The organism is Rugosimonospora africana (assembly GCF_016862975.1).
Lineage (GTDB): Bacteria > Actinomycetota > Actinomycetes > Mycobacteriales > Micromonosporaceae > Rugosimonospora > Rugosimonospora africana.
The window spans coordinates 1-21041 of the sequence record NZ_BONZ01000116.1; the positions used below are offsets into that span (position 1 = coordinate 1).

General features: G+C 69.3%; 23 protein-coding genes. 13 read left to right on the forward strand and 10 right to left on the reverse strand.

Annotated features, from left to right (window positions below):
- Positions 1 to 178 precede the first annotated feature (178 nt).
- The 3 genes from Raf01_RS45960 to Raf01_RS45970 all read left to right on the forward strand — a co-directional run bounded on the left by Raf01_RS45960 (position 179) and on the right by Raf01_RS45970 (position 3247).
- Positions 179 to 913, forward strand: coding sequence for a VIT1/CCC1 transporter family protein (locus tag Raf01_RS45960; protein WP_203924489.1), 735 nt, complete (start codon positions 179 to 181; stop codon positions 911 to 913).
- A gap of 314 nt (positions 914 to 1227) precedes the next feature.
- Positions 1228 to 2217, forward strand: coding sequence for a nucleoside hydrolase (locus Raf01_RS45965; protein ID WP_203924490.1), 990 nt, complete (start codon positions 1228 to 1230; stop codon positions 2215 to 2217).
- Positions 2218 to 2362: 145 nt separating this feature from the next.
- Positions 2363 to 3247 (forward strand): alpha/beta fold hydrolase, encoded by an 885-nt coding sequence (locus Raf01_RS45970; RefSeq protein ID WP_203924491.1) that lies wholly within the window; start codon positions 2363 to 2365, stop codon positions 3245 to 3247.
- Positions 3248 to 3611: 364 nt separating this feature from the next.
- Here Raf01_RS45970 and Raf01_RS45975 read toward each other — a convergent pair whose 3' ends face one another.
- Both Raf01_RS45975 and Raf01_RS45980 read right to left on the reverse strand, forming a co-directional pair.
- On the reverse strand, positions 3612 to 4064 hold the full coding sequence (locus Raf01_RS45975; RefSeq protein WP_203924492.1) for a hypothetical protein: 453 nt from the start codon (positions 4062 to 4064) through the stop codon (positions 3612 to 3614).
- 186 nt (positions 4065 to 4250) lie between these two features.
- The gene (locus tag Raf01_RS45980) at positions 4251 to 5297 is read right to left on the reverse strand and encodes a zinc-dependent alcohol dehydrogenase family protein (protein ID WP_203924493.1); all 1047 of its coding nucleotides are present in this window, start codon (positions 5295 to 5297) and stop codon (positions 4251 to 4253) included.
- Positions 5298 to 5523: 226 nt separating this feature from the next.
- Between Raf01_RS45980 and Raf01_RS45985 the strand changes: the two genes are divergently transcribed.
- From Raf01_RS45985 to Raf01_RS46005, 5 genes are all read left to right on the forward strand, one after another.
- On the forward strand, positions 5524 to 6024 hold the full coding sequence (locus Raf01_RS45985) for a universal stress protein (RefSeq protein WP_203924494.1): 501 nt from the start codon (positions 5524 to 5526) through the stop codon (positions 6022 to 6024).
- 424 nt (positions 6025 to 6448) lie between these two features.
- A complete protein-coding gene (locus Raf01_RS45990; RefSeq protein WP_203924495.1) occupies positions 6449 to 6715 on the forward strand; it encodes an SHOCT domain-containing protein in 267 nt (88 codons plus the stop codon).
- Positions 6716 to 7206: 491 nt separating this feature from the next.
- Positions 7207 to 7644 carry a universal stress protein gene (locus Raf01_RS45995; protein WP_239134513.1) on the forward strand — a complete coding sequence of 146 codons (438 nt, stop codon included), beginning with the start codon at positions 7207 to 7209 and terminating at the stop codon, positions 7642 to 7644.
- Between the two features lie 23 nt (positions 7645 to 7667).
- Positions 7668 to 8678 carry a type I glyceraldehyde-3-phosphate dehydrogenase gene (gap, locus tag Raf01_RS46000; protein ID WP_203924496.1) on the forward strand — a complete coding sequence of 337 codons (1011 nt, stop codon included), beginning with the start codon at positions 7668 to 7670 and terminating at the stop codon, positions 8676 to 8678.
- Between the two features lie 187 nt (positions 8679 to 8865).
- Entirely contained in the window at positions 8866 to 9066 is a 201-nt protein-coding gene (locus Raf01_RS46005) for a DUF6767 domain-containing protein (RefSeq protein ID WP_203924497.1), read from the forward strand.
- Between the two features lie 101 nt (positions 9067 to 9167).
- On the opposite strand, the gene Raf01_RS46010 is transcribed toward Raf01_RS46005, so the two are convergent.
- The 3 genes from Raf01_RS46010 to Raf01_RS50320 form a co-directional block, all read right to left on the reverse strand.
- A complete protein-coding gene (locus tag Raf01_RS46010) occupies positions 9168 to 10130 on the reverse strand; it encodes an Acg family FMN-binding oxidoreductase (RefSeq protein ID WP_203924498.1) in 963 nt (320 codons plus the stop codon).
- Positions 10131 to 10167: 37 nt separating this feature from the next.
- Positions 10168 to 10317: a hypothetical protein gene (locus tag Raf01_RS50830; RefSeq protein WP_308442708.1), complete on the reverse strand. Its 150-nt coding sequence runs from the start codon at positions 10315 to 10317 to the stop codon at positions 10168 to 10170.
- A 291-nt stretch (positions 10318 to 10608) separates the two neighbouring features.
- Entirely contained in the window at positions 10609 to 11121 is a 513-nt protein-coding gene (locus tag Raf01_RS50320; protein WP_239134514.1) for a nitroreductase family protein, read from the reverse strand.
- 145 nt (positions 11122 to 11266) lie between these two features.
- Here Raf01_RS50320 and Raf01_RS46020 point away from each other — a divergent pair, with 145 nt between their 5' ends.
- From Raf01_RS46020 to Raf01_RS46040, 5 genes are all read left to right on the forward strand, one after another.
- Positions 11267 to 11914 (forward strand): response regulator, encoded by a 648-nt coding sequence (locus tag Raf01_RS46020; protein ID WP_203924499.1) that lies wholly within the window; start codon positions 11267 to 11269, stop codon positions 11912 to 11914.
- A gap of 191 nt (positions 11915 to 12105) precedes the next feature.
- Complete coding sequence (locus Raf01_RS46025) at positions 12106 to 12828, forward strand: CBS domain-containing protein (RefSeq protein WP_203924500.1); 723 nt, start codon at positions 12106 to 12108, stop codon at positions 12826 to 12828.
- On the forward strand, positions 12825 to 13070 hold the full coding sequence (locus Raf01_RS46030; protein ID WP_203924501.1) for a three-helix bundle dimerization domain-containing protein: 246 nt from the start codon (positions 12825 to 12827) through the stop codon (positions 13068 to 13070). Before Raf01_RS46025 ends, Raf01_RS46030 begins: the two co-directional genes overlap by 4 nt.
- Positions 13071 to 13154: 84 nt before the next feature.
- A complete protein-coding gene (locus Raf01_RS46035) occupies positions 13155 to 13691 on the forward strand; it encodes a universal stress protein (RefSeq protein WP_203924502.1) in 537 nt (178 codons plus the stop codon).
- Between the two features lie 311 nt (positions 13692 to 14002).
- Positions 14003 to 14629, forward strand: coding sequence for a CBS domain-containing protein (locus Raf01_RS46040; protein WP_203924503.1), 627 nt, complete (start codon positions 14003 to 14005; stop codon positions 14627 to 14629).
- A gap of 162 nt (positions 14630 to 14791) precedes the next feature.
- Here Raf01_RS46040 and Raf01_RS46045 read toward each other — a convergent pair whose 3' ends face one another.
- The 5 genes from Raf01_RS46045 to Raf01_RS46065 all read right to left on the reverse strand — a co-directional run bounded on the left by Raf01_RS46045 (position 14792) and on the right by Raf01_RS46065 (position 20912).
- Positions 14792 to 15790, reverse strand: a complete 999-nt coding sequence (locus tag Raf01_RS46045; protein WP_203924504.1) for an Acg family FMN-binding oxidoreductase — start codon at positions 15788 to 15790, stop codon at positions 14792 to 14794.
- A 74-nt stretch (positions 15791 to 15864) separates the two neighbouring features.
- Positions 15865 to 16839 (reverse strand): Acg family FMN-binding oxidoreductase, encoded by a 975-nt coding sequence (locus Raf01_RS46050; RefSeq protein ID WP_203924505.1) that lies wholly within the window; start codon positions 16837 to 16839, stop codon positions 15865 to 15867.
- 147 nt (positions 16840 to 16986) lie between these two features.
- Positions 16987 to 17463 carry a universal stress protein gene (locus tag Raf01_RS46055; RefSeq protein ID WP_203924506.1) on the reverse strand — a complete coding sequence of 159 codons (477 nt, stop codon included), beginning with the start codon at positions 17461 to 17463 and terminating at the stop codon, positions 16987 to 16989.
- Between the two features lie 13 nt (positions 17464 to 17476).
- Positions 17477 to 18370, reverse strand: coding sequence for a universal stress protein (locus Raf01_RS46060; RefSeq protein WP_203924507.1), 894 nt, complete (start codon positions 18368 to 18370; stop codon positions 17477 to 17479).
- Between the two features lie 178 nt (positions 18371 to 18548).
- Positions 18549 to 20912, reverse strand: coding sequence for a phosphoketolase family protein (locus Raf01_RS46065; protein ID WP_203924508.1), 2364 nt, complete (start codon positions 20910 to 20912; stop codon positions 18549 to 18551).
- Positions 20913 to 21041: the final 129 nt, after the last annotated feature.

The window sequence follows — 21041 nt, forward strand, 5'->3', positions numbered from 1 at the left end:
GGTGCTCCGCGCAGCCCGCTCCGGCAACGTCCGTTGCGGCCGTGAAAAGCGGCGCCCGCCACCGGTTCGAGGACTGGCATTGGGTGCACGCGTTCAACTGTGGCCAGGGGAGGCATCCTGGCTTCAGCCTCACGGCACCGGGCGGTACGACAAGGGTCCGGCGGGATAGCGTGGTGGGGTGGGCAACAGCGCCGGGCCTGGTGCGGTTCAGCCGCATCCAGGCGAGCCGCACTTCGGTGGTTTCGCGTCGCGGTTGAACTGGTTGCGGGCCGGGGTGCTGGGCGCCGACGACGGCATCGTGTCGATCGCCGGCATCGTGACCGGTGTCGCCGGGGCAACCATGGCTCGAGGGCCGATCCTCACCGCTGGCATAGCGGGGCTGTTCGCTGGCGCGATCTCGATGGCGTTGGGCGAATACGTATCGGTCAGCAGCCAACGCGACACCGAGCGCGCGTTGCTGGACAAGGAACGCGCGGAACTCGCCGAGGCGCCAGGGCAGGAACTCGCCGAGCTTACTGCCCTCTACCAGGCGAAGGGACTGTCCGCACAGACTGCCCGTACCGTGGCCGAGGAGCTCACCCGACACGACGCGTTCGCCGCTCACGTCGAGGTGGAACTGGGTATCGACCCCGGTGCCCTCACCAATCCCTGGCAGGCCGCGACCGCCTCGGCTGCCGCCTTTACGATCGGCGCGCTCCTTCCGTTGGTGGCGGTACTCGCCCCGCCCACGAGCTGGCGGGTGCCGGTCACTTTCGTCGCGGTGCTCGTCGCACTGGCCGTGACCGGTGAGGTCAGCGCCCGCCTGGGGGGAACGAGCCGCCGCGCCGCCGTCGCCCGGGTTGTCATCGGTGGTGCCCTTGGCATGCTGGTCACCTACGGCATTGGCCACCTCGTCCACTCCGCCGGCATCTGAGTGGCATACCGCGACGGCGACGGCCGTTGGCGCCAAGCGGGTTCGGACCCGGTTACGAGTCGGTTGGCCTCGCTCCGCTCTATCAGAGCTGGCCGATCGCGCCGGCCGCGCTGGCCGAGGCCCCACACTGAAATTCGCCGCGGGGAGTGGTCCTTGATCCGGTAATATCGCGAGCCCAACCCTGGGGGGAGGTGGAACGGGCGCGATTCGCGTCATAAGGTGCTCAGTTTTATTCCGGAGGCTCGCATATGACCCAAGGCACTCCCAACTCGTCCTCAGGCCCACCCGCCGCCAGGCACCGCCTCATCCTCGACGTGGACACCGGCGTGGACGACGCTCTCGCGATCCTGCTCGCCTGCGCGTCCGATGACGTCGACCTGTTGGCCATCACCTGCGTCGCGGGAAACACCCGACTTGCAGACGTGATCACGAACACGACCGCTCTGATGGGTCTGGCCGGGCGCTCGGATGTGCCGGTAGCAGCAGGTCGCGATCGGGCCCTGGTACGCGTGCCGGTCGGCGTCGACAATTCCTGGGTACACGGTGGCAACGGGCGCGGCTACGCCACCGTGCGGGAGAACCGCCGGGCCGTGGCCGACATCGACGCGACGGACCTGTTGATCGCCGAAGCTCAGGCGCGTCCTGGCGAGGTCACGCTGATCACGACGGGGCCGCTTACCAACCTCGCGTTGGCGGTGCGACGGGAACCGCGCTTGCCCGAGCTGCTTAAGCGGTGGATTTACATGGGTGGCGCATACCGCACGCATGGGAATGTGACGCCAGCCGCGGAGTTTAACGTCCACACTGATCCAGAGGCTGCCAAAATCGCACTTGAGGCGTTCACCGGCGCCCCGTTGAGGCCAACCGCCGTCGGCCTCGACGTGACCCATCAGGTTCGACTGCTGCCGGCGCATATCGAGGCGTTAGCCTCGGCGGCCGGCGACGTACTTGCGGTGCGGCCCGGTACCACCTCGTGGGGAACGCCCAACAATCCGATCATGAAGTACTTGGAGGGTGCGCTGCGGAAATACGCCGAATATCATCACAAGTTCCACGGCTTCTACGGCACCTACCTACATGACGCCGTCACCGTGGCCGTGATGCTTGATCCCACGTTGGTAGCCACCCGGCCGGTCGCCGTCGACGTGGAATGCGCCGGCAAACTGACGAGCGGACAGACGGTGGCTGACTGGCAGAACGTCTGGCAAGCGGAACCGAACGTTGACGTCGCGGTGTCGATCGATGTCGAGCGGTCTCTCGCGGCGTTGGTCGACGGAATCAGCGTGATGCTTGCTTCGAGTTGAACATGGGAGCGGGCAACGGTCAGCCGGGGATTCTCCGCAGCCATGGTGGGTCTGTCCCGCTCTCACACGTTCGAGGTGTCGTAAGAATGCCGGGGAGCGCAGCCCCGTCGGCCGCGTCCAGACAAGTCTTGACTAGACTCACGCGGTGCCGAGCTACGCGGGATTCGATGGAGCACCACTGCATTACGGTGAAAGCCTTTCTGGACGAAGCCTGGACCTTCCGCCCGTCGTCGTTCTCGCCGGCGGACCCGCCCGGCATCCGAGCTATCTCGGAGATCTGGCCGGACTTGACAGCCGGTGGCGGCTGATCGTGCCGCACCTGCGCGGCGTCGGCCAGTCACCGCAGCCGCGGGTGGACGAGGCGGGCTCGTTCTGGCGCCAGGCCGAGGATCTTGAGCGTCTGCGAGAAGATCTAGGGCTTGACCGGCTCCTGCTCGTCGGGCACTCGGCAGGTACACGGCTGGCAATTGCGTATGCGACACAGTTCCCGCAGAGACTTTCCGGCATGGTCCTCATCACGCCCCCGGCCGGCTACCTTGTCGACACTCCGTCCGACACGGTCGAATTGATTGCCCGGCGTCGTGGGGAGCCGCGGTTCGATGAGGCCATCGCCGCCTCGGATGCCGGGCCCGACCTCACTAGCGACGACGCTTTCAACACGTGGCATCAACGTACCGCGCCACTGGGATACGCGGCGTGGGGGCCGGCAGAGCAGGCACACGCCACGATCGGCCGATGGAGTGCGGCGGCCGCCAAGGCATACTTCAGCGTTGAGCCCCCCGGCGACCTCGTCGCTCGGATCGGTACGCTCGCCGCCCCGGTGCTGGTCATTGCGGGGGCGAATGACTGCCTGACCGGGCTCGCGCCGGTGAAGGCGCTGGCAACCCGATTTCCTGCCGGCCGTGCCGAGGTGATCGCTGAGTGCGGGCACTACCCCTGGCTGGAACAACCGGGCGCGTTCCGGCGAGCAATCGACGCGTTCCTCGATCAATGGGGGTCTGCGGACAAAGCACGGCCCGCCAAGTCCTGAGTCACGTCCCGCCGCTGGTGTTTCCTACTCCTTCGGCGATTCGGGCGAGATAGTCAGTACTCGCTTGCTCGGCGGCCTTCTGGCGGACAAGCGCGGCAGAATCAACGCTATAGCGTAAGTCCCGGTACAGCTCGACGCAGTACTGCACGGCTTCGGCGCACTGCCGACGGTCATAGCCTGCGACTGTCCGCTCCAAGGCGGCGGCGAGCGTCGGTGCCCGCTGTTCGAGCCGGCGTACTCCGCGCGGTTCCTCGCCCTGTCGCGCCATGTAGAGCGGGGCTAACACTGTCGCGCGCAGAAAGCTCAGGACGTCGATGACCTCGAACAGTTCACCGCGCCCGAGTTTCGTGGCTGCGTAGTGTACCTACACCCAAAAGCGATCCTCGATCCATTGCGCATCCAGCGTCGCCGTTTCAGCTTGGGTGCGGTTGATGACGGCGGAGACAGCAGAACCCCGCTCCCAGAGCACGGCGGGATCCTCGATCCGGTGCTTGAGTTCGTCCAGGGTGACGAACTTGAGATCGACGTGCAGTATCGGGTCGTCGTAGAGGCAGATGAGCAGCCGGGGTTCGCCGACATGTTCGCCCGTGAACGCCACCAGCAGTTTGCCCCACGCTCGCGCGAGCTGCTGCCTGGCATTCATCACGGCAGCGTGATGCGCGCTGTCGACGACCACCAGCAGGTCCAGGTCCGAGTACCAGTCGACGGTCCCGGCGAGCAGGGAGCCGCCCGCGGCGAGTCCGATGAAGCGCTCGTCGGCACTGATCGACGACCGCAGCCGATGGAGAACGGTGGCATGGTCTTCAGGGAGGTCCATACAATCCTCGACTCCGTCATGGCCGGGCGTCTGTTCATCCCGGCCGACTCAAAGTTCTCCAGAATGCGGGCCGTCTCTGCCTTACGCAACCGGATTTGGCTTCCGCGCCGGTTGGCCTTGGTCGATGAGAAAGTGCGCCGGCGTCCGGTGATCCGTTCCGGCGACCACCGGACGCCGGCGCGGCCGTTAGCGGGTGTGCCTGCTGAGGACCACCTTCAGCGCGCCGCTGGTGGCCGGGGAGGCGAACACGTCGTACGCCGCCTCGATGCCCTCGATCGGGAATCGATGGGTGATCATGTGGCCGACGTCCAGTTGGCCCGCGCCCAGCATACGCAGCAGGGTCGGCGTGGAGTAGGTGTCGACCAGGCCAGTGGTGATGGTGATGTCGCGGATCCAGAGGTCTTCCAGGTGCAGGGTCGCCGGCTTTCCGTGCACGCCGATGTTGGCGATGCGCCCGCCGGCGCGGACCAGGGTGGCGCACAGTTCGAACGTCGCCGGGGTACCGACGGCCTCGATGACCACGTCCGCGCCGAGACCGTCGGTGAGGACGTCGATCAGTTCCCGCGGGTCCTCGTCGGGCTTGACGGTGGCGTCGGCGCCGAACTGCTTAGCAGCCTGCAGCCGGGCGTCGGCCTTGTCGATCGCGACGACGTGAGACGGTGAGTAGAGGCGGGCGCCGAGGATCGCGGCCAGCCCGATCGGGCCGGAGCCGACCACGACGACGGTGTCGCCGGGGCGTACCTGACCGTTGAGGATGCCGACCTCATACGAGGTGGGCAGGATGTCGGCGAGTAGCACCGCGGACTCGTCGGTGATGCTGTCGGGCAGCTTGTAGGTGGACAGGTCCGCGAACGGGAGCCTCGCGTACTGCGCCTGCACTCCGTCGATCTTGTGACCGAGGATCCAGCCGCCACCGCGTAGGCATTGCCCGTAGCTGCCTTTCCGGCAGTAGGCGCACACGCCGCAGGCGGTGATGCACGAGGCCAGAACCCGCTCGCCGGGTACCAGGTTGGTGATGCCGGTGCCGACTTCGACGACGGTACCGACCGCTTCGTGGCCGAGGATCCGGCCGGGGGTCACGGCGGGCACGTCGCCGCCCAGGATGTGGAGATCGGTGCCGCAGATAGTGACGGTGTCCACCCGGATGATGGCGTCACGCGGATCGCTGATCACCGGGTCGGGCACGTCGATCCAGGACTTCCGCTGCGCGCCACCGTAAACGAGCGCCTTCATGGCTGCCTCCTTGCCTTTCGCCGTTCCGCCAATTTCCACGGTGCGGGCGGCCGGTACCGGTATGAAGTGCCGAGCGGCCCGGACGGGCGGGACGAAGGTCACGGCGGGGGCGATCGCGAGGTGAGGTTTGAGCCGATCATGGGGACAGGACCTTCGGCCCGGCCGGCCGGCCCTATCCGCGTCCCTTGATCCGGGCCAATCTGTCGGTAGACGTGAGGAGGTTGCCGTGAGTGGTGAGCGCGAGCGCAGGGTGATTGTGGGCGTTCAGGACAGCGTGGCTGGCCTTCAGGCGCTGCGCCGCGGGGTGGAGGAGGCGCGTCGGCGCCGCGCGACGCTGTACCTTGTGCGGGTCGCCCCCGGTAGCGTCGACCGGTACGCCGGGCCGGGGGTGTGGGCGGCGGAGCTGGCGGTGTGGGCCGGCGAGTACGCGCAACAGACCCTGGCCAAGTCGCTGGGCGCTATCCCTGGCGATGTGGAGATGCGGACGGTGGCGCTTCAGGGCGCGGTCGCGCCGGCGCTGCTGCGGTTCGCCGACCGGGACGACGACCTACTGGTTGTCGGGGACGCGCAGAGTCCGGGCGTGCGCAGGCTGTGGTCGGGTCGGGTCGCCCGGCAGTGCGTGCGCCGAGCCACCTGCCCAGTTCTGGTGGTCCCGCCGCCGGCGCTGTCCCGGGTGACCGGTCGCGTGCTGACTCGTGAACTTCAACGGATGGTCGACACGGGTTGACTCCGGGAAGGGAGCTGACGATGGGAACGCGGATTGTCGTTGTCGGAGTGGGCGACCGGTACCGGCGCGACGACGGCGTCGGCCCCGCGGTCGTCGACCGGCTCGTCCGGGCCGGCCACCATGGAGTGCGGTTGGCCGTCTCCGGGGGCGAGGCCAGCGAGCTGATCGAATTGTGGGACGGCGCACGGCTGGCGATCGTGGTGGGCGCGGTCCGCGCCGAACCGGACCTCCCCGGCCGCATCCACCGGCACCGCCGCCGGAAGAGGCTGATTTTCGCGGGCGCGTTAAATCCGCCCGGTCCTGGGCTTCGGCTACGCGCCTGCTGGCGATGCGACAAGGGTTCCGGGGATGCGGGCCGTATGCCCCTGGGTGCCCTGACTCGGACGAGGCCACCCTGTGGTTGAGCACAGCGAGGGAGGATCCGATGATGTACTGGTACGGCGGCGGCATGCCTGGATGGGGCTACCTGCTGATGGCGTCGAGTTCGGTTCTGTTCTGGGGACTGCTGATCGTCGCCGGCGTTGCGCTGTTCCGCATCGCCCGACGCCCGCTCGACCCGGGCCATGGTGCGCGTCCTACGCCTGAACGAATTCTCGCCGATCGACTGGCCCGCGGCGAGATCGACGAGGACGAGTACCGGCGGCGTCTGGATGCCGTCCGGGCGGGCGGGACCGCGATCCGCGAGGACTGAGCCTTACGAGGTCCTTCTACGCCCGTTCCGTGTTCTCGAACATTCTGGGGTACTAAGGCATGTGAACGTGACACGGTACCGGCGTCAGTCGCGGAGGGCGCCGGTACCCCGGCCGTGACGTGTCTCGGGTCGGCGCTGGCAAGCAACCGGAAGGCTCGCTGCAGTGGGCCGTACTCGAACTCGCTGCGTCCCGGACGTGCTTCTGCTCGCATCGCTCCGCCTGCACGCTCCGAACTCCCTCCGCCGCAGCCACCTGAAGGTTCGCGATCGACATCGCCGTCAGCTCGACCTCCAGGGCGACGTGGTACCCGAAGGTCGGCCTGGGTCAGGACCTTTGCCTCTGAAGCGTGTCCGGCGAAGGAGACACGATCGAGTTGTAGGGGATCGTCCGAGACCGATCTGCCTGGTGGTGAGCGATCCCGACCCGCGCGAGGCCGTTGGGGCCGAGGTGCGGAACCCGATCAAACCTGATGGAAGGGGGCGAGCCGGCGATGGGAGATGTCGACTCGATGGGCTGGATCGTCGTCGGAGTGGACGGCTCAGAAGCGTCCTTGGACGCATTGCGGTGGGCAGCGCATCAGGCCAGGCTGACCGGCGCGCCGGTCGAGGCGGTGATGGCCTGGGAACTGCCCACCTACTACGGGTGGGCCCCGGTCGACGACCTCGACCTGTCCGTGGCGAGCCGCGACGCGCTGCACACGGCCGTCGGTGAGGCGCTGGGCGACGACCCGCTTGTGAACGTCCGCGAACTCGTGGTGGAGGGCAACGCCGCCCGGGTGCTCATCGACACGGCCAAGGACGCGAGCCTGCTCGTGGTGGGCAGCCGGGGCCACGGTGGATTCACGGCCACGCTGCTCGGCTCGGTCAGTCAGCACTGCGCACAGCACGCCACCTGCCCAGTAGTGATCGTGCGCCACCCCGCGGCTTGAGCTATTAGCGAAAGGAGGACGCGATGAGCTATCGCGTCGCAATCAACGGATTCGGTCGCATCGGCCGGGACTACCTGCGCGCCGTGCTGGAGCGCGGCCTGTTCGGTAAGAGCATCGACGTTGTCGCGGTCAACGACCTGTGGGGAACCGATATCCTGGCGCACCTGCTGGCGTACGACTCGACGTTCGGCAAGCTGCGGTGGGACGTCACCCACGATGACGCGGCCATCACCGTGGCCGGGCAGCGGATTCCGGTGACCAGCCAACGCGACCCGGCCGCCCTGAACTGGGGCGAGCGGAGTGTGGATCTGGTCATCGAGTCCACGGGCAAGCTGCGGGCGCGGGACGACGCGGCCGCGCACCTCAAGGCCAGCGCGCGCCGGGTGCTCATCTCGGCGCCCGGCAAGAACGTCGACGCGACGCTGGTGGTCGGCGTCAACGAACGGGACTACAACCCCGTCGAACACGAGATCCTGTCGGCAGCGTCATGCACCACGAACTGCGCCGCGCCGCTGGCGTCCGTGCTGCACAACGCGTTCGGCCTCGAGCGCGGCTACCTGACCACGGTGCACTCGTACACCAACGACCAGGTGCTGCTGGACTCGCCGCACAAGGACCCGCGCCGGGCCCGGTCGGCCGCCGTCAACATCATCCCGACCAGTACCGGTGCGGCCAAGGCGATCGGCCTGGTGCTGCCCGAGCTGGCGGGCCGCCTCGACGGCGTGGCCCTCCGGGTACCGGTGGAAAACGGCTCGCTGTCCGACCTGACCTGCCAGCTGTCCGTCCCGGTCACGGTGGCCGAGGTCAACGCGGCGTTCGCGGTGGCGGCCAGGGACCGGCTGAACGGGATTCTCCGGTACACCGAGGCGCCGATCGTATCGCGGGATGTGATCGGGGATCCGGCCTCGTGCCTGTTCGACGCCGGCCAGACGCAGGCGTGCGGAACGCTGGTCAAGGTATTCGGCTGGTATGACAACGAGTGGGGGTACACCAACCGGCTCGTCGACCTGAGCCTGCTGTTCAGCAAGGAATGACCCCGCTCCTCCCGCCGCTGGCCGCCCGACGCGGGCGGTCAGCGGCTCGGCTTCACTAGACCGGTACCTCGCTCGGCGGCACCGCGTCCGCCGGGGGCGGTAGTGCCTCCGCGGGACTTGACCGTCGGATCCGGCGGGGTCTTTCGGCCCTGGCGCGTCCGGCCGGCCGCCCGCCATCGTGGTGTCCATGTCGGACAGTCGCCGCAGCGATCCGGTGCCGCAGTGCCCGCTACGCCCGGGCGAGCCGTGCACGTTGTGCCAGCTCGACGTGACCGGGCCGCAGGACTGCGGTCTGGTGTACCTGGTGATGCACGATCCCGAACTGCGCGAGCAGTTCCACGCCCACCAGACCGCGAGGCGGGCGGCGCACCAGGAGGCTGTGTCGTAGCCGGCCAGTTCCGGCCGGCGGATTGACGCCTCCGGCTCGCAGCCGTACGGAGGCATTCGGCCGGCCGCCGTTGCCGGCGGATCCATCGGCAGCGGGTGGGGTCATCCGTCGAGGACATCGGCGACGGGCCGACGAGCGGTGGGGTAGCCGGGCAGCCCGTACCCGATACGCAGCACCATCTGCGGCGTATCGCCGACGATGGCGCGCAGCTGGTCGCGGGCGGTGGGCACCTCGATCGGCTGGGAGAACATCGACACGGCGAGCTGATTCTCGGTGGCGCTCAACAGGACGTGCTCCAGCGCCTGGCCGGCGGCGAGCTGGTCGTGCAAGGCGTCCGCGGCGGTGACGAGTATCCCGATGAGCGGTTCGCTCTCGAAGTCCCGGCCAGCGCGACGGTTGCCGGTGCCGAAGGTGCGCATGGTCAGCAGGTCGTGAGGTTCCGGTCCGGGCCCTGCGGCGTCCAGGGCCACGCCGTCGGTGCTGTGCGGATCCCGGTGGCTCCACTGGGCGAGTTCGTCGCGGTAAGCGGGGTCCCGGTTGAGCGTGGCGTCAGCGGTGTGGACCAGGCCGGCAACCACGGCCAGCGACTGCTGATCGGGGAGTAGCCGCAGCCGGGCGCCCTCCTTGCGAGCCGCCCGGATCAGCTCCGCACGGCTGCTCGCTGGTACCGGTTCGGCCCGCAACGGGTGCCGGTTGCTGTACCGCCGGCCGATCGCGCGGTACAGCGCCGTCTCCCGCGGTGTCGGCGGTCGCGGTGGCCCGGGCGTCAGGCAGGCGAGCAGATCGGGCTGGTCGGGCTGCGGCAGGAGGGCCACGGCGACCGGCCGGCCCGCCACGGCGAAGGCCAGCCGGGCGTTGAAAATGGCCGCGCCGCAGGCGAGCCGGACCGCCCAGCCGTGCGGGTCCGCGACATGCAGTTGCCGGGCGGGGTCGGCGAGCACGTCCAGGCCACCGTCGTGGATGTGGAAGTGCCAGGGCTGGGTGTTGTGCATTGATGGCGCTCTGATCGCCGCTGCCACGGCATTCACCAACAGGGTGCGTTCCGGGCTTGTGATCTGGGACATGAATACCTCACCGCCTCTCGACGCGGGAAGGCCGCTCCTACGTCGGTTCGATGGTCTGCTCGGGACGCAGCCGCGGGGTGTGCGCGGGTCCGGGGTGGTCCGGATCGGCCATGCCCAGGCGCAGTAGGAGGTACGGCTCGCCCAGGCCGGACAGCATCCGGCGCAGTACCGCGCGGGTGGCGGCCACCTCGACGGTGGCCGACAGGGGCAGCGTCGAGACGCCGAGTTCGGTGGCGGTCAGCCAGGCGGCCGACAGGGCCTCGCCGGCGCGTAGCCAGTCCAGCGGCGTGTCCTGTTCGCCGTACAGGATGGCGAACGTGGCGCCCTTGTCGTGGTCGACGCCGAGCGGCAGCGTACCCGGGTGCCCGAAGTCTCGGCTGGGTAGGGTGGTCTGGCTGGGTGCCTCGGGGATGGCGGAGTCGGGTACACCGGCTCCGGTCGGGCGGGTGCCGCCCGCCCAGTAGGCCAGTTCGGCCTGCTATGCCTGTTCGGCGGCCTCGGTCTGCTGGGCGTAGGAGACCGCCGCCAGCTCGACGACCTTGTCCCGGGGAAGGATGTGCAGGCTTGCCCCTTCGCCGCCGACGGCCGCGGTGATGGCCGCGAGCGTGTGGTCGTCGAGGCGGGTACCGGTGACTGGCCGGCGATCGGTGTGACGCGTCCGGACGGTCTGGATTCGGCGCATCGCCTCGGGTGCCACGGGAATCGACCCGACGATGTCGACACGGGCGAGATGTCCCGGATCACCCGGGTCGGGAAGCCTGACCACCCGCGCCTCGCGACCCTCCGCGGCCAGCGCGATCCGCGCGTGGTGCAGCGCGGCTCCGCAGCTCAGGATCGCCAATCGGCCGTCCGGGTCGGTGATGCCCAGCCGGCGTCGGTGGTCGGTGTACAGGTCCAGGCTGGTCTCGCTGACTCGCCACCGCCAGGGCTGGCTGTCGTGGATGGATGGTGCGTACCGGGCGATGTCGGCGGCCTCGGTGGTCGCGGGCATGGCGGCCTCCCTGCTGGATCTGATCCCTGCGCCCAGACTGCGCCGGCCGGGACGGGATGGGCAGGGGCGCAGGTCCCGGAAAGGTCCCGGTTCGCCAGGGCCGTTCGGCCCTGCCCGGTCCCGCTCGACAGGGTAGAAAGGTGAGGTGATCCGTGTATTCCTGCTTGATGACCACGAGGTGGTCCGCCGGGGCTTGGCCGACCTGTTGCAGGCGGAAGGTGACATCGAGGTGGTCGGCGAGTCCGGCTCCGCGACCCAGGCCGCGAGCCGTATCCCGGCGTTGCGTCCGGATGTCGCGGTGCTCGACGCCCGGCTGCCGGACGGGAACGGGATCGATGTGTGCCGGGACGTGCGGGCGGTCGACCCGTCCATCAAGGGGCTGATCCTGACGTCGTACGAGGACGACGAGGCGTTGTTCGCGGCGATCATGGCGGGGGCCGCCGGATACGTGCTCAAGCAGATCCGGGGGACGGATCTGGTCGATGCGGTGCGCCGGGTGGCGGCGGGGCAGTCGTTGCTGGATCCGGCGATCACCGCCCGGGTTCTGGAACGGATCCGGCACGGCGTCGAGGAGCCCCGCGAGCTGAAGTCGTTGACGGATCAGGAGCGGCGGATTCTGGAGTACATCGCTGAGGGTCTGACCAATCACGAGATCGCCCAGCGGATGTTCCTGGCCGACAAGACGGTCAAGAACTACGTGTCCAGCGTGCTGGCGAAGCTGGGGTTGGAACGGCGTACCCAGGCTGCGGTGCTGGCCACCAAGTTGCTGGGCGCGGAGCGCCGGTCCGGCTGAGCCGCGGGCGCGCCCGCCGGTGTGCCGCGGGCGTCATTCGCCTGTGCTCCCCTCACCTCGCCCTACGGCCGCTGGACGTCGGTCGGACACCAGATGGGGCAGGAGGTCCCGGTCGTTGCGGGCCGGATGGTCCTGCCGCACTCCCGACCGACGGACGACGCTGGTGCTGGTAGGAGACGGAGGTGCCGGACATGAAGAGATGGCGAGTCGTCGACGTGATGACCACCGCTGTGGTCAGCGTGGGCGCGGACACGGGGTACAAGCGGATCGCCGATCTGTTGGTGGCGCGGGGCATCAGCGCGGTACCAGTGGTGGATCCCGACGGGGTCGTGCTCGGCGTGGTGTCCGAGAGCGACCTGCTGCCCAAATTGAACTACCCGGACCGGGTCGGCAGGCACCCGCTGTTGTCGCGGCGCAGGGACACCATCCGCCGTGCCCTGGGGGACACCGCTGCGGATCTGATGAGCAGCCCGGCCACGACGATCCGGCCGGACGCGTCCATCGCCCGTGCCGCTCGACTGATGGAGGCCGCTCGGGTCAAGCGCCTGCCGGTGGTGGACGACGCCGATCGGCTGGTCGGCATCGTGTCGCGCCGGGATCTGGTGCGCCCCTATGCCCGGCCGGATTCGGACATCCGGGCCGATGTCATCACGCATCTGGTGAGTGGCTTCTGGATCGATCCGTCCACTGTGGAGGCACGGGTCGTCGCCGGTGTGGTGACCCTGACCGGGCACGTCGACCGGACGAGTACCCGGCACATCGTGGTCAACGCGACTCACACCGTGCCCGGTGTCGTCGATGTGGTCGATCAACTCACCGCCGACATCGACGATGACGCGGCCACGCGAACCGGTTGGTACCGCGGACACCTGTTCAGCGCCGAACCACGCGACATCGCCAGGAGCCCCCGATGACGACGACGTTGTCCGGTCGACGACCGGCGGTGTCGGATGAGGGCCGCTACGAAAGGCTGGCGATCGCCCGAGTGACGGAAACGCTGTGTGCACAGTTCGCCGGGCGGGTGCCACCGGCCGCGGTGAAAGCCGCGGTGGCGGAGGCTCACGGACATTTCGAGGCGGCGAGGGTGCGGGAGTTCGTGCCGGTTCTGGTGGAGCGGTCCGCTCGGCGTCGCCTCGCGATGACCGTGTCATCGTGAGGCGGTGCGGCCGACGGCGCGGCCGGGCGATCCGGTAGAGCGGGTTCCGGTGCGCGGCCCGGTCGAGGACGGGAGGAGGAAGTCATGGATGAGCGGAGGAAGCCCCGCGTGATCGTCGGTGTCTCCCGCTCGCTGTCCGGCCTGCAGGCCCTGCGCGTATCGGTCGCCGAAGCCCGATCGACAGGCGCGCAGTTGTGGGCGGTGCGGTCCTGGCGGGAACCCGCCGGATGGGGTCGGCCGCCCATCTGGCAGTTCTACGACGAGGTCACCCAGGAGGTGACGGCCGAGCTGCGCGACGCCTTCGCCATGGCGATGGGCGGGCTGCCGGCGGACGTTGCGGTACGACCGCTGGTCCTGGCCGGGGAGCCCGGGCAGACGTTGATCTCTGTCGCCGATCGCGACAACGACCTGATCGTGGTGGGCGCGGGCACCCGGCGAGGGCTCAGGCGCGGCGGCCGGGTGGCGCGGTACTGCCTGCGGCACGCGAGTTGCGACGTGCTCGTCGTGCCGGCGCCACGACTGGCGCGGCTCGGCCGGACCTCGACCCTGACTCGGCGACTGTCCCGGGAACTGAGCCGGTCGACCGGCTCCAGAGGCACCGTCGAGACAATCTCACCTTGAGGACCCGGAGAAACCGGTGGTACCGGCACCCGTGATGGATGCCGGTACCACATTGGGATCTACGATGCGATCGGGATTTGCCGGCCGGTCGGCTGCGCCGCGGTCACTTCCAGGACGCCGTCTCGGTAGGTGGCTGTGACATTCTCCTTTCTGCTCTCCTCATTCCATCGAAGTACTCGGCGCACGAGTCGGCCAAGGCCGAAAGTCCATTCTCGCCGCCGAAGGGCCTCTCAGGGATCCGCCCGGGACGGGACCTTCGACCCTGACTGCGTGCCCGATACGGGCCGATCCTGACAATGGAGGCGAGAACCATGTCACGCACGCACGTCGTCGATGTCATGACCAGCAGAGTGATCTCCGCTCCGGGGAACGCGAGCTACCGGCAGCTGGTCGCGTTGTTGACCGAACACTGCATCGGCGGGGTACCGGTCGTGGACGCGATGAACCGGGTGATCGGGGTGGTGTCCGAGGCCGACCTGATTCGTCGGCTCGCCCCGAACCCCCGCCGCCGGTGGTGGTGGCCCAGATCCGTCCGCCCGGCTGCGTCGACCGCGAGGGACCTGATGACCGAGTCGCCGGTACTCGCGATGCCATCGACCACTGTGGACGAGGCCGTGCGACGGATGCGTGCGGCGAATGTCAAGCGGCTTCCGGTCGTCGACGAACTCGGTGTGCTGGTGGGCATCGTGGCCCGCTCCGACGTGCTGCGGACGTTTCTGCGCGACGACGGCTCTATCCAGTCCGACGTCGTCGACGGCGTGCTTGCCCGCGACTTCCTGCTCGGGCCGGGATCGGTGGACGCGCAGGTGACCGACGGGGTGGTGACCCTTCGGGGGCAACTGTCCAATCAGGACCTGATCGATCTCGTCGCGAGTGAGATCGGTCAGGTCGAGGGCGTGATAGCGGTCGAGAACCGGCTGCTGACCACGAGAACATAGCCGTCGCGGACGGTAGATCGAGCCGCATCAGCACGGGTCTTCGCGGAAACGCTACGACTGTGACGAGGCCGCCCCATCGCGTCTGGGGCCGGGGTGCTTCCCGGCCCCAGACATTGGGCAGCGCAGGGCTGAGCGTGGCGGTCCTCGGCCGACTCAGCGTGGCTATTCGTCTTCGGTCGTGATGATGCGGTCGGGTGGGATCCGGGGGGTGGGTGCCGGGCCCTTGCCGTCGCCGGTCGTGCCGAAGCGCAGGACCAGGTACGGGTAGCCGATGCCGGACAGCGTGGCGCGTACCGCCTGCCGGGTGGACGGGATCTCGATCGGCGCGGACAGTGGCATGACTGACACGTCCCATACGGTGGCGGCCAGCCACAGTGCCGACAGCGCCTGACCGGCGTCGAGCCAGCCCAAACGGTCGTCCTGCTCGCCGTAGAGGATGGCGTAGGTCGCCGCGGTGTCGTGCTCGTTCCCGATGTGCAGGGTGCCGGGACGGTCGAAGTCGCGTTGCGCGACGGTGGTCTGCGGCTGCCTGTCCGGGATGTTTGCGTCGGGGATGCCGGTACCGTCCGGTCTGGTGCCGCCGGCCCAAGTGGCCAGCTCGTCGCGCCAGGCGTCGTCGGCCAGCTGGGCGTCCTGGGCGTGGGCGACCGTCGAGGCTAGCTCGATCACCTGGTCGCGGCGCAGTGGATGCAGGTAGCAGCCCTGGGCCTGGGCGGCCATGCTGAGGGCCAGGAACGCCTTGTCGTCAATGAGGCGCGGGAGCACCGGACGCCGGTCGGTGCGTCGCAGCGCGACGGCCTGGCACCGGCGGGTTGCGGCGTCGGTGACCGGGGTGCGCCCGATGATGCCGAGGTGGGCGACGTGGTCAGGATAGTCCGGGTCGGGGTACGGCAGAACCAGCGTGCGGTAGCCCTGCGCGGCCAGGTAGATGCGGGCGTGGTGCAGGGCCGCGCCGCAGCTGATCGTCAGCATCCGGCCGTCCGGGTCGCTGGCCGGCAGCTGCCGGGTGCGGTCGGCCCACAGTTCCAGCGCGGCGGGCCTGATCCGCCAGCGCCACGGCTGGGTGTTGTGAATCGACGGGGCGAGTCCGGCGACTACCGCCGCCTCGCGCATGTCGGTACCGGTCTGGTCGACGTCCGGCTGACTGGTCGTGGTAAGCATCTGCGGCTCCTTATCTCGCTGACCGCCCCACTCTGACCGATCGGCGGGGGTGTCCAGCAGGGCCGGAGGTCCCGTCACGACGGGACATCGCTCCGGCAGGCGGCGGATCGCGGCTCGGCGATCAGCGTCTCGGCAAGCGGGCGGCGTGGCGAGGCAGCGGTCGCGCGCCCATAACCCAGACGCAGGATCACCTGGGCGTACTGGTTGTGCGCCTGATCGCTGATCAGCTGGCGGGTCAGGGGTTCTTCGAGGGCCTGGGTCATGGGTGCTGCCGCGACGCCGCGCACGGCCGCGGTGAGCAGGACTCGTTGCAGTGCCTGCCCGGCCCGTACCCACGCCAGCCTCCCGTCCCCTTCGGTGCTCAGCACGACCAGGGTGGGATCCGGTTCGAACCTGGCGTTCCGTCGGTGCAGGTCCGGCTGGACCAGCCCGAAATCGCGCATCGGAAGGGTGTCGCGTTCGTCCTGGGGCCCGAACGCCTGCGCCGGTACGCCGTCGCTGCGTCCCCTCGGTGGCAGAGTCCACGCGGCGAGCTCCTCGCGGTACGCCGGATCGGCTCGCTGCCACTCGTCGGCCGTGCGGGTCAGCGCCAGAACGGCTTCTGTCCCGGCGGTGTCGGCGGTGGCCAGCACGGCTCCCTCGGCGGCGGCAGCAGCGGTGAGTTCCGTGACGACGGGATCGGGCAGGGGAAGGTCGCTGAACGGGCGCCGGTTGGTTCGCCGGCGACCGATCGCCGCCGCCAGCGCCCGTACTGTGGGATCGGGCGCCGCGGCCGGTCCGGGAGTTATCCGGGCGACGAGGTCGGGTTGGGCCGCGTTCGGGAACACGCGCAGGATCGGCACCCAACCGCAGCCGAGCATCGCGACCCGTGCGTTGAGGACTGCGGCGGCTACGCTGATCAGCAGCTCGCGCCCCTGTGGGTCAATGACTTCCAGGCGCCGGCGTCGGTCGGCGAGGATGTCGATCCCCCCGTCCCGCAGCCGGAAAAGCCACGGCTGGGTGTTGTGGATCGACGGCGCCGCGCTTGCCGCCTCCAGACATATCCGCATTGCTCTGGAGGTGGGCGCTGACGAGGACGGAACGTAGGCCCGTCGGACAGCGGTGCCTCGTCCCATGTGGTCCAACGCGGTCACGGTGTTCCTCCGTCCGGTAGTCGCGGTACGGTGCGCTGCCCCCGCCGGCGCACCGTTGATGCTTCACAGGATCGCGCTGGGCATCCCGTTCGGTTCCGGCTCGGCCGGCACCTTTTCGGTTTGGGGTACCGGTATCACAACGACGGGGCAGGTCGCGCGGCGTACGCACGAATCGGCGACCGAGCCGAGTACCGCGTGGAACAGGCGCCCGTGGCCGTGGCTTCCCAGTACCAACAAGGTGGCGTCGCAGGCGCTGTCCAGCAGTACCTCGGTGGGGTTGCCGAAGACTACCCGGGTGGTCACCGCGACCCTCGGGTCGTTGGCGAGCGCGGCCACGACCTGTGCGCCCAGCATCTGCTCGACCGTCACCTGATGCTGCTGGCGGCCGGCCAGGCTGGCCGGGTCAATGTTGTCGAAGGTGTAGGCGGTGACCGCCTGTACGGTGCCTCCGCGGCTGGCGGCCTCGTGGACCGCCCAGCGCAGTGCCCGTTCGCCGCCGGCGGAGCCGTCGACTCCCGCGACGATGCGGTAGGTGCTCATGATGTCCCTCCTGTCAGTCCACGGTGGACGGTGGGGTGTGCACGACGGCGACCGGGACGGGTGCGTGCCGGACCAGGCCGTCGCCGACCGAACCGAGCAGAAGCCCGGCGAAGCCGCCGTGGCCGCGCGGCCCGACCACGATCAGTGAGGCGCCGTCGGACTCGTCAAGGATGGTGTGCACCGGAACCAGGCTGTGGATGGCCCGGGGTCGCACCTGGACGCCGGGGTAGGTGTCCTCCCACCGGGCCAGGGTCTCGGCCAGTGCGGCCTCCGCCGCTCGCTGCTCCCGGTTCGGGTCGTCGTCGCCGGCGTCGGCGGGCAGGATGCCCCAGGCATAGACGGCGATCAGGTCGATGCCTCGGGCGGCCGCCTCGTCGAAGGCGAAACCCACGGCTGCGGTGGACCCAGTGGAACCGTCGACGCCGACCACGACCGGGCCGGTACCGACGGTCGGGGGCCTGGCGGCCTTGTCTGCCGGTGGTCGTACGACGATGACCGGCGCGTGCGCGTGTGCGGCGACCTGGCCGCTGACCGATCCGGCCAGCATGCCGATGAAGCCACCGAGCCCGCGTGAGCCGACCACGACGAGGCTGGCGGACTTCGATTCGTCTACCAGCACGCCGGCCGGTGAGCCGGCGATGACCGCGGTGGTGATCGTCAGGTCGGGGTGCTGCTCGCTGATCCGGCTCACTTCGGCCTGGAGCATGGCCCGGCAGTCACGGATCGGTACCTGCGGGTCGTAGGCCAGGCCAGCAACGCCGTACGGCGGCACCGCCTGGAACCCGTGAACCAGGCGCAGCGGAAGCTGTCTGCGGGTGGCCTCCCAGCCGGCCAGGTCGACCGCTGCCTGGGAGTCGTCGGACCCGTCGAAGCCCACTACCACCGGGCCGGTCGTTGTGTTGGTCATCGTTGACCTCCCTTCCTTCACCTTCAGGTTCGGCTGGTGCGACGCGGCCGGCCAGGGTCGCTGTGATCCACCGAACGGGACTTTCGGCCCGCCGCCGAGGGCGTCGGGTCCGTGCCGTGGTCGTGAGCACGCCGGGCCGCCCGCGCTTCGCGGGCGGCCCGAGTGTCGACGGAGCGGTTCAGCCCCGGTCCGGCCACCTCCAGTCCCGTACCTCGGGCAGGTCTTCGCCGGTTTCCCGCACGTACGCGCGGTGTTCGGCGCGCTTGTCGACCATCTGCTGGCGCAGTGACGCGGCGCGGCGGGCCAGGCCCGGCACCCGGTCGATGACGTCGATGACGAGGTGGTAGCGGTCCATGTCGTTGAGCACCAGCATGTCGAAGGGCGTGGTGGTGGTGCCCTCCTCCTTGTACCCGCGCACGTGGATGCTGTGGTGGTTGGTGCGCCGGTAGGTCAGCCGGTGGATCAGCCACGGGTAGCCGTGGTAGGCGAAGATGACCGGCTTGTCGGTGGTGAAGATGGCATCGAACTCCGCGTCGGGTAGCCCGTGCGGGTGTTCGGTGTCCGGTTCCAGGCGCATCAGGTCGACCACGTTCACGACGCGTACCCGAAGGTCGGGCAGTTCCCGGCGCAGCAGGTCGGCGGCGGCGAGCACCTCCATCGTCGGCACGTCGCCGGCCGCGGCCAGAACCACATCGGGTTCCCCATGGTCGGTGGAGGCCCAGTCCCAGATGCCCAGCCCACGGGTGCAGTGCATCTCCGCTTCGTGTGCGTCCAGCCAGGTGGGGGCGGGCTGTTTGCCGGCGACGATGACGTTGACGTAGTTGCGGCTGCGTAGGCAGTGATCTGCGACCGACAGCAGCGTGTTGGAGTCCGGTGGCAGGTACACCCGCACCACTTCGGCCTTCTTGTTGACGACGTGGTCGATGAATCCAGGGTCCTGGTGGGAAAAGCCGTTGTGGTCCTGGCGCCACACATGCGAGGTGAGCAGGTAGTTCAGCGACGGGATCGGCTTGCGCCAGGCCAGATGCCGGGTCACCTTCAGCCACTTCGCGTGCTGGTTGACCATCGAGTCGACAATGTGCACGAACGCCTCGTAGCAGGAGAACAGCCCGTGCCGCCCGGTGAGCAGGTAGCCCTCCAACCAGCCCTGGCAGGTATGTTCGGACAGCATCTCCATGACCCGGCCGTGCCGGCCGAGGTGCTGATCGACGGGGGCGATCCCACCCTGCCAGACCTTGTCGGTCACGTCGAGCACGGCGCCCAGGCGGTTGGACTCGGTCTCGTCCGGACCGACGACGCGGAAGTTGCGGTACGGCTCGTTGGCACTCATCACGTCGCGCAGGTACCCGCCCAGGACCCGGGTGGCCTCCGCGACCTCGCCGGGCTTGACCGCGTACCCGCGGAAGTCCGGCAGCTCCAGATCCCGCGGGACGCGGCCACCGTTGGCGTGCGGATTGGCGGACATGCGGGATTCGCCAACCGGCAGCCAGTCCACAACGGATGCCATCGGCACTCCGTCGGCGTCGAACAGCTCCTCCGGACGGTACGACCGCATCCACCGCTCCAGCATCTCCAGATGCTCGGCATCATCCCGCGCGGCGGACAGCGGGACCTGATGCGCCCGCCAGGTGCCCTCCACCGGTACGCCGTCAACCTCTCGCGGACCGGTCCAACCCTTCGGGGTACGCAGCACGATCATCGGCCACTTCGGCCGCTGGTCGACGCCGTCCTCGCGGGCACCGCGCTGGATCCGCGCGATCTCGTCGAAGATCTCGTCCAGGGTCGCGGCGAGCAACTGGTGCACCGCCGCCGGATCGTTCCCCTCAACCAGATAGGGCCGGTAGCCGTATCCGGTCAGCAGCGCGTCCAACTCGTCGTCGCCGATGCGGGCCAGCACGGTCGGATTGGCGATCTTGTAGCCGTTCAGGTGCAGGATCGGCAGCACGGCCCCGTCCCGGGCCGGGTCGAGGAACTTGTTGGAGTGCCACGAGGTCGCCAGCGGCCCGGTCTCCGCCTCGCCGTCGCCGACCACGCAGGCGACCACGAGGTCCGGGTTGTCCAAGGCGGCGCCGTACGCGTGGGACAGCGAGTAGCCGAGTTCGCCGCCTTCGTGGATCGACCCGGGGGTCTCCGGCGCCACATGGCTGGGGATGCCGCCGGGGAAGGAGAACTGCTTGAACAGCCGGGCCATGCCGGCCGCGTCCCGGGACACCCGGGGATACACCTCGCTGTAGGTGCCCTCCAACCAGGCGTTGGCCACCAGTCCGGGACCCCCGTGCCCGGGCCCGGTCACGTAGATCAGGTCCTGACCGCGCCCGGCGATGATCCGGGACAGGTGAGCGTAGAGCAGGTTCAGCCCCGGGGTGGTGCCCCAATGGCCCAGCAGGCGAGGCTTCACATCCTCCGGACGGAGCGGCTCGCGCAGCAGCGGGTTGTTCATCAGGTAGATCTGGCCGACCGACAGGTAGTTGGCGGCCCGCCAGTAGGCGTCGATCCGCTTGAGCTCCCCGGCGGTCAGGGGCGTGCCGTCGGCGATGTGCATTGCGAACTCCTCCGGTCGATGAACAGCAGGTGGTCGCCCGCTCCGGGCATGACATGGTGCGCCGGTCGCACGCCGCCGCGAATTTCTGCTGCGGTCGCGCCCCACCTGTGCAGCGTCGATCGCGCGGCG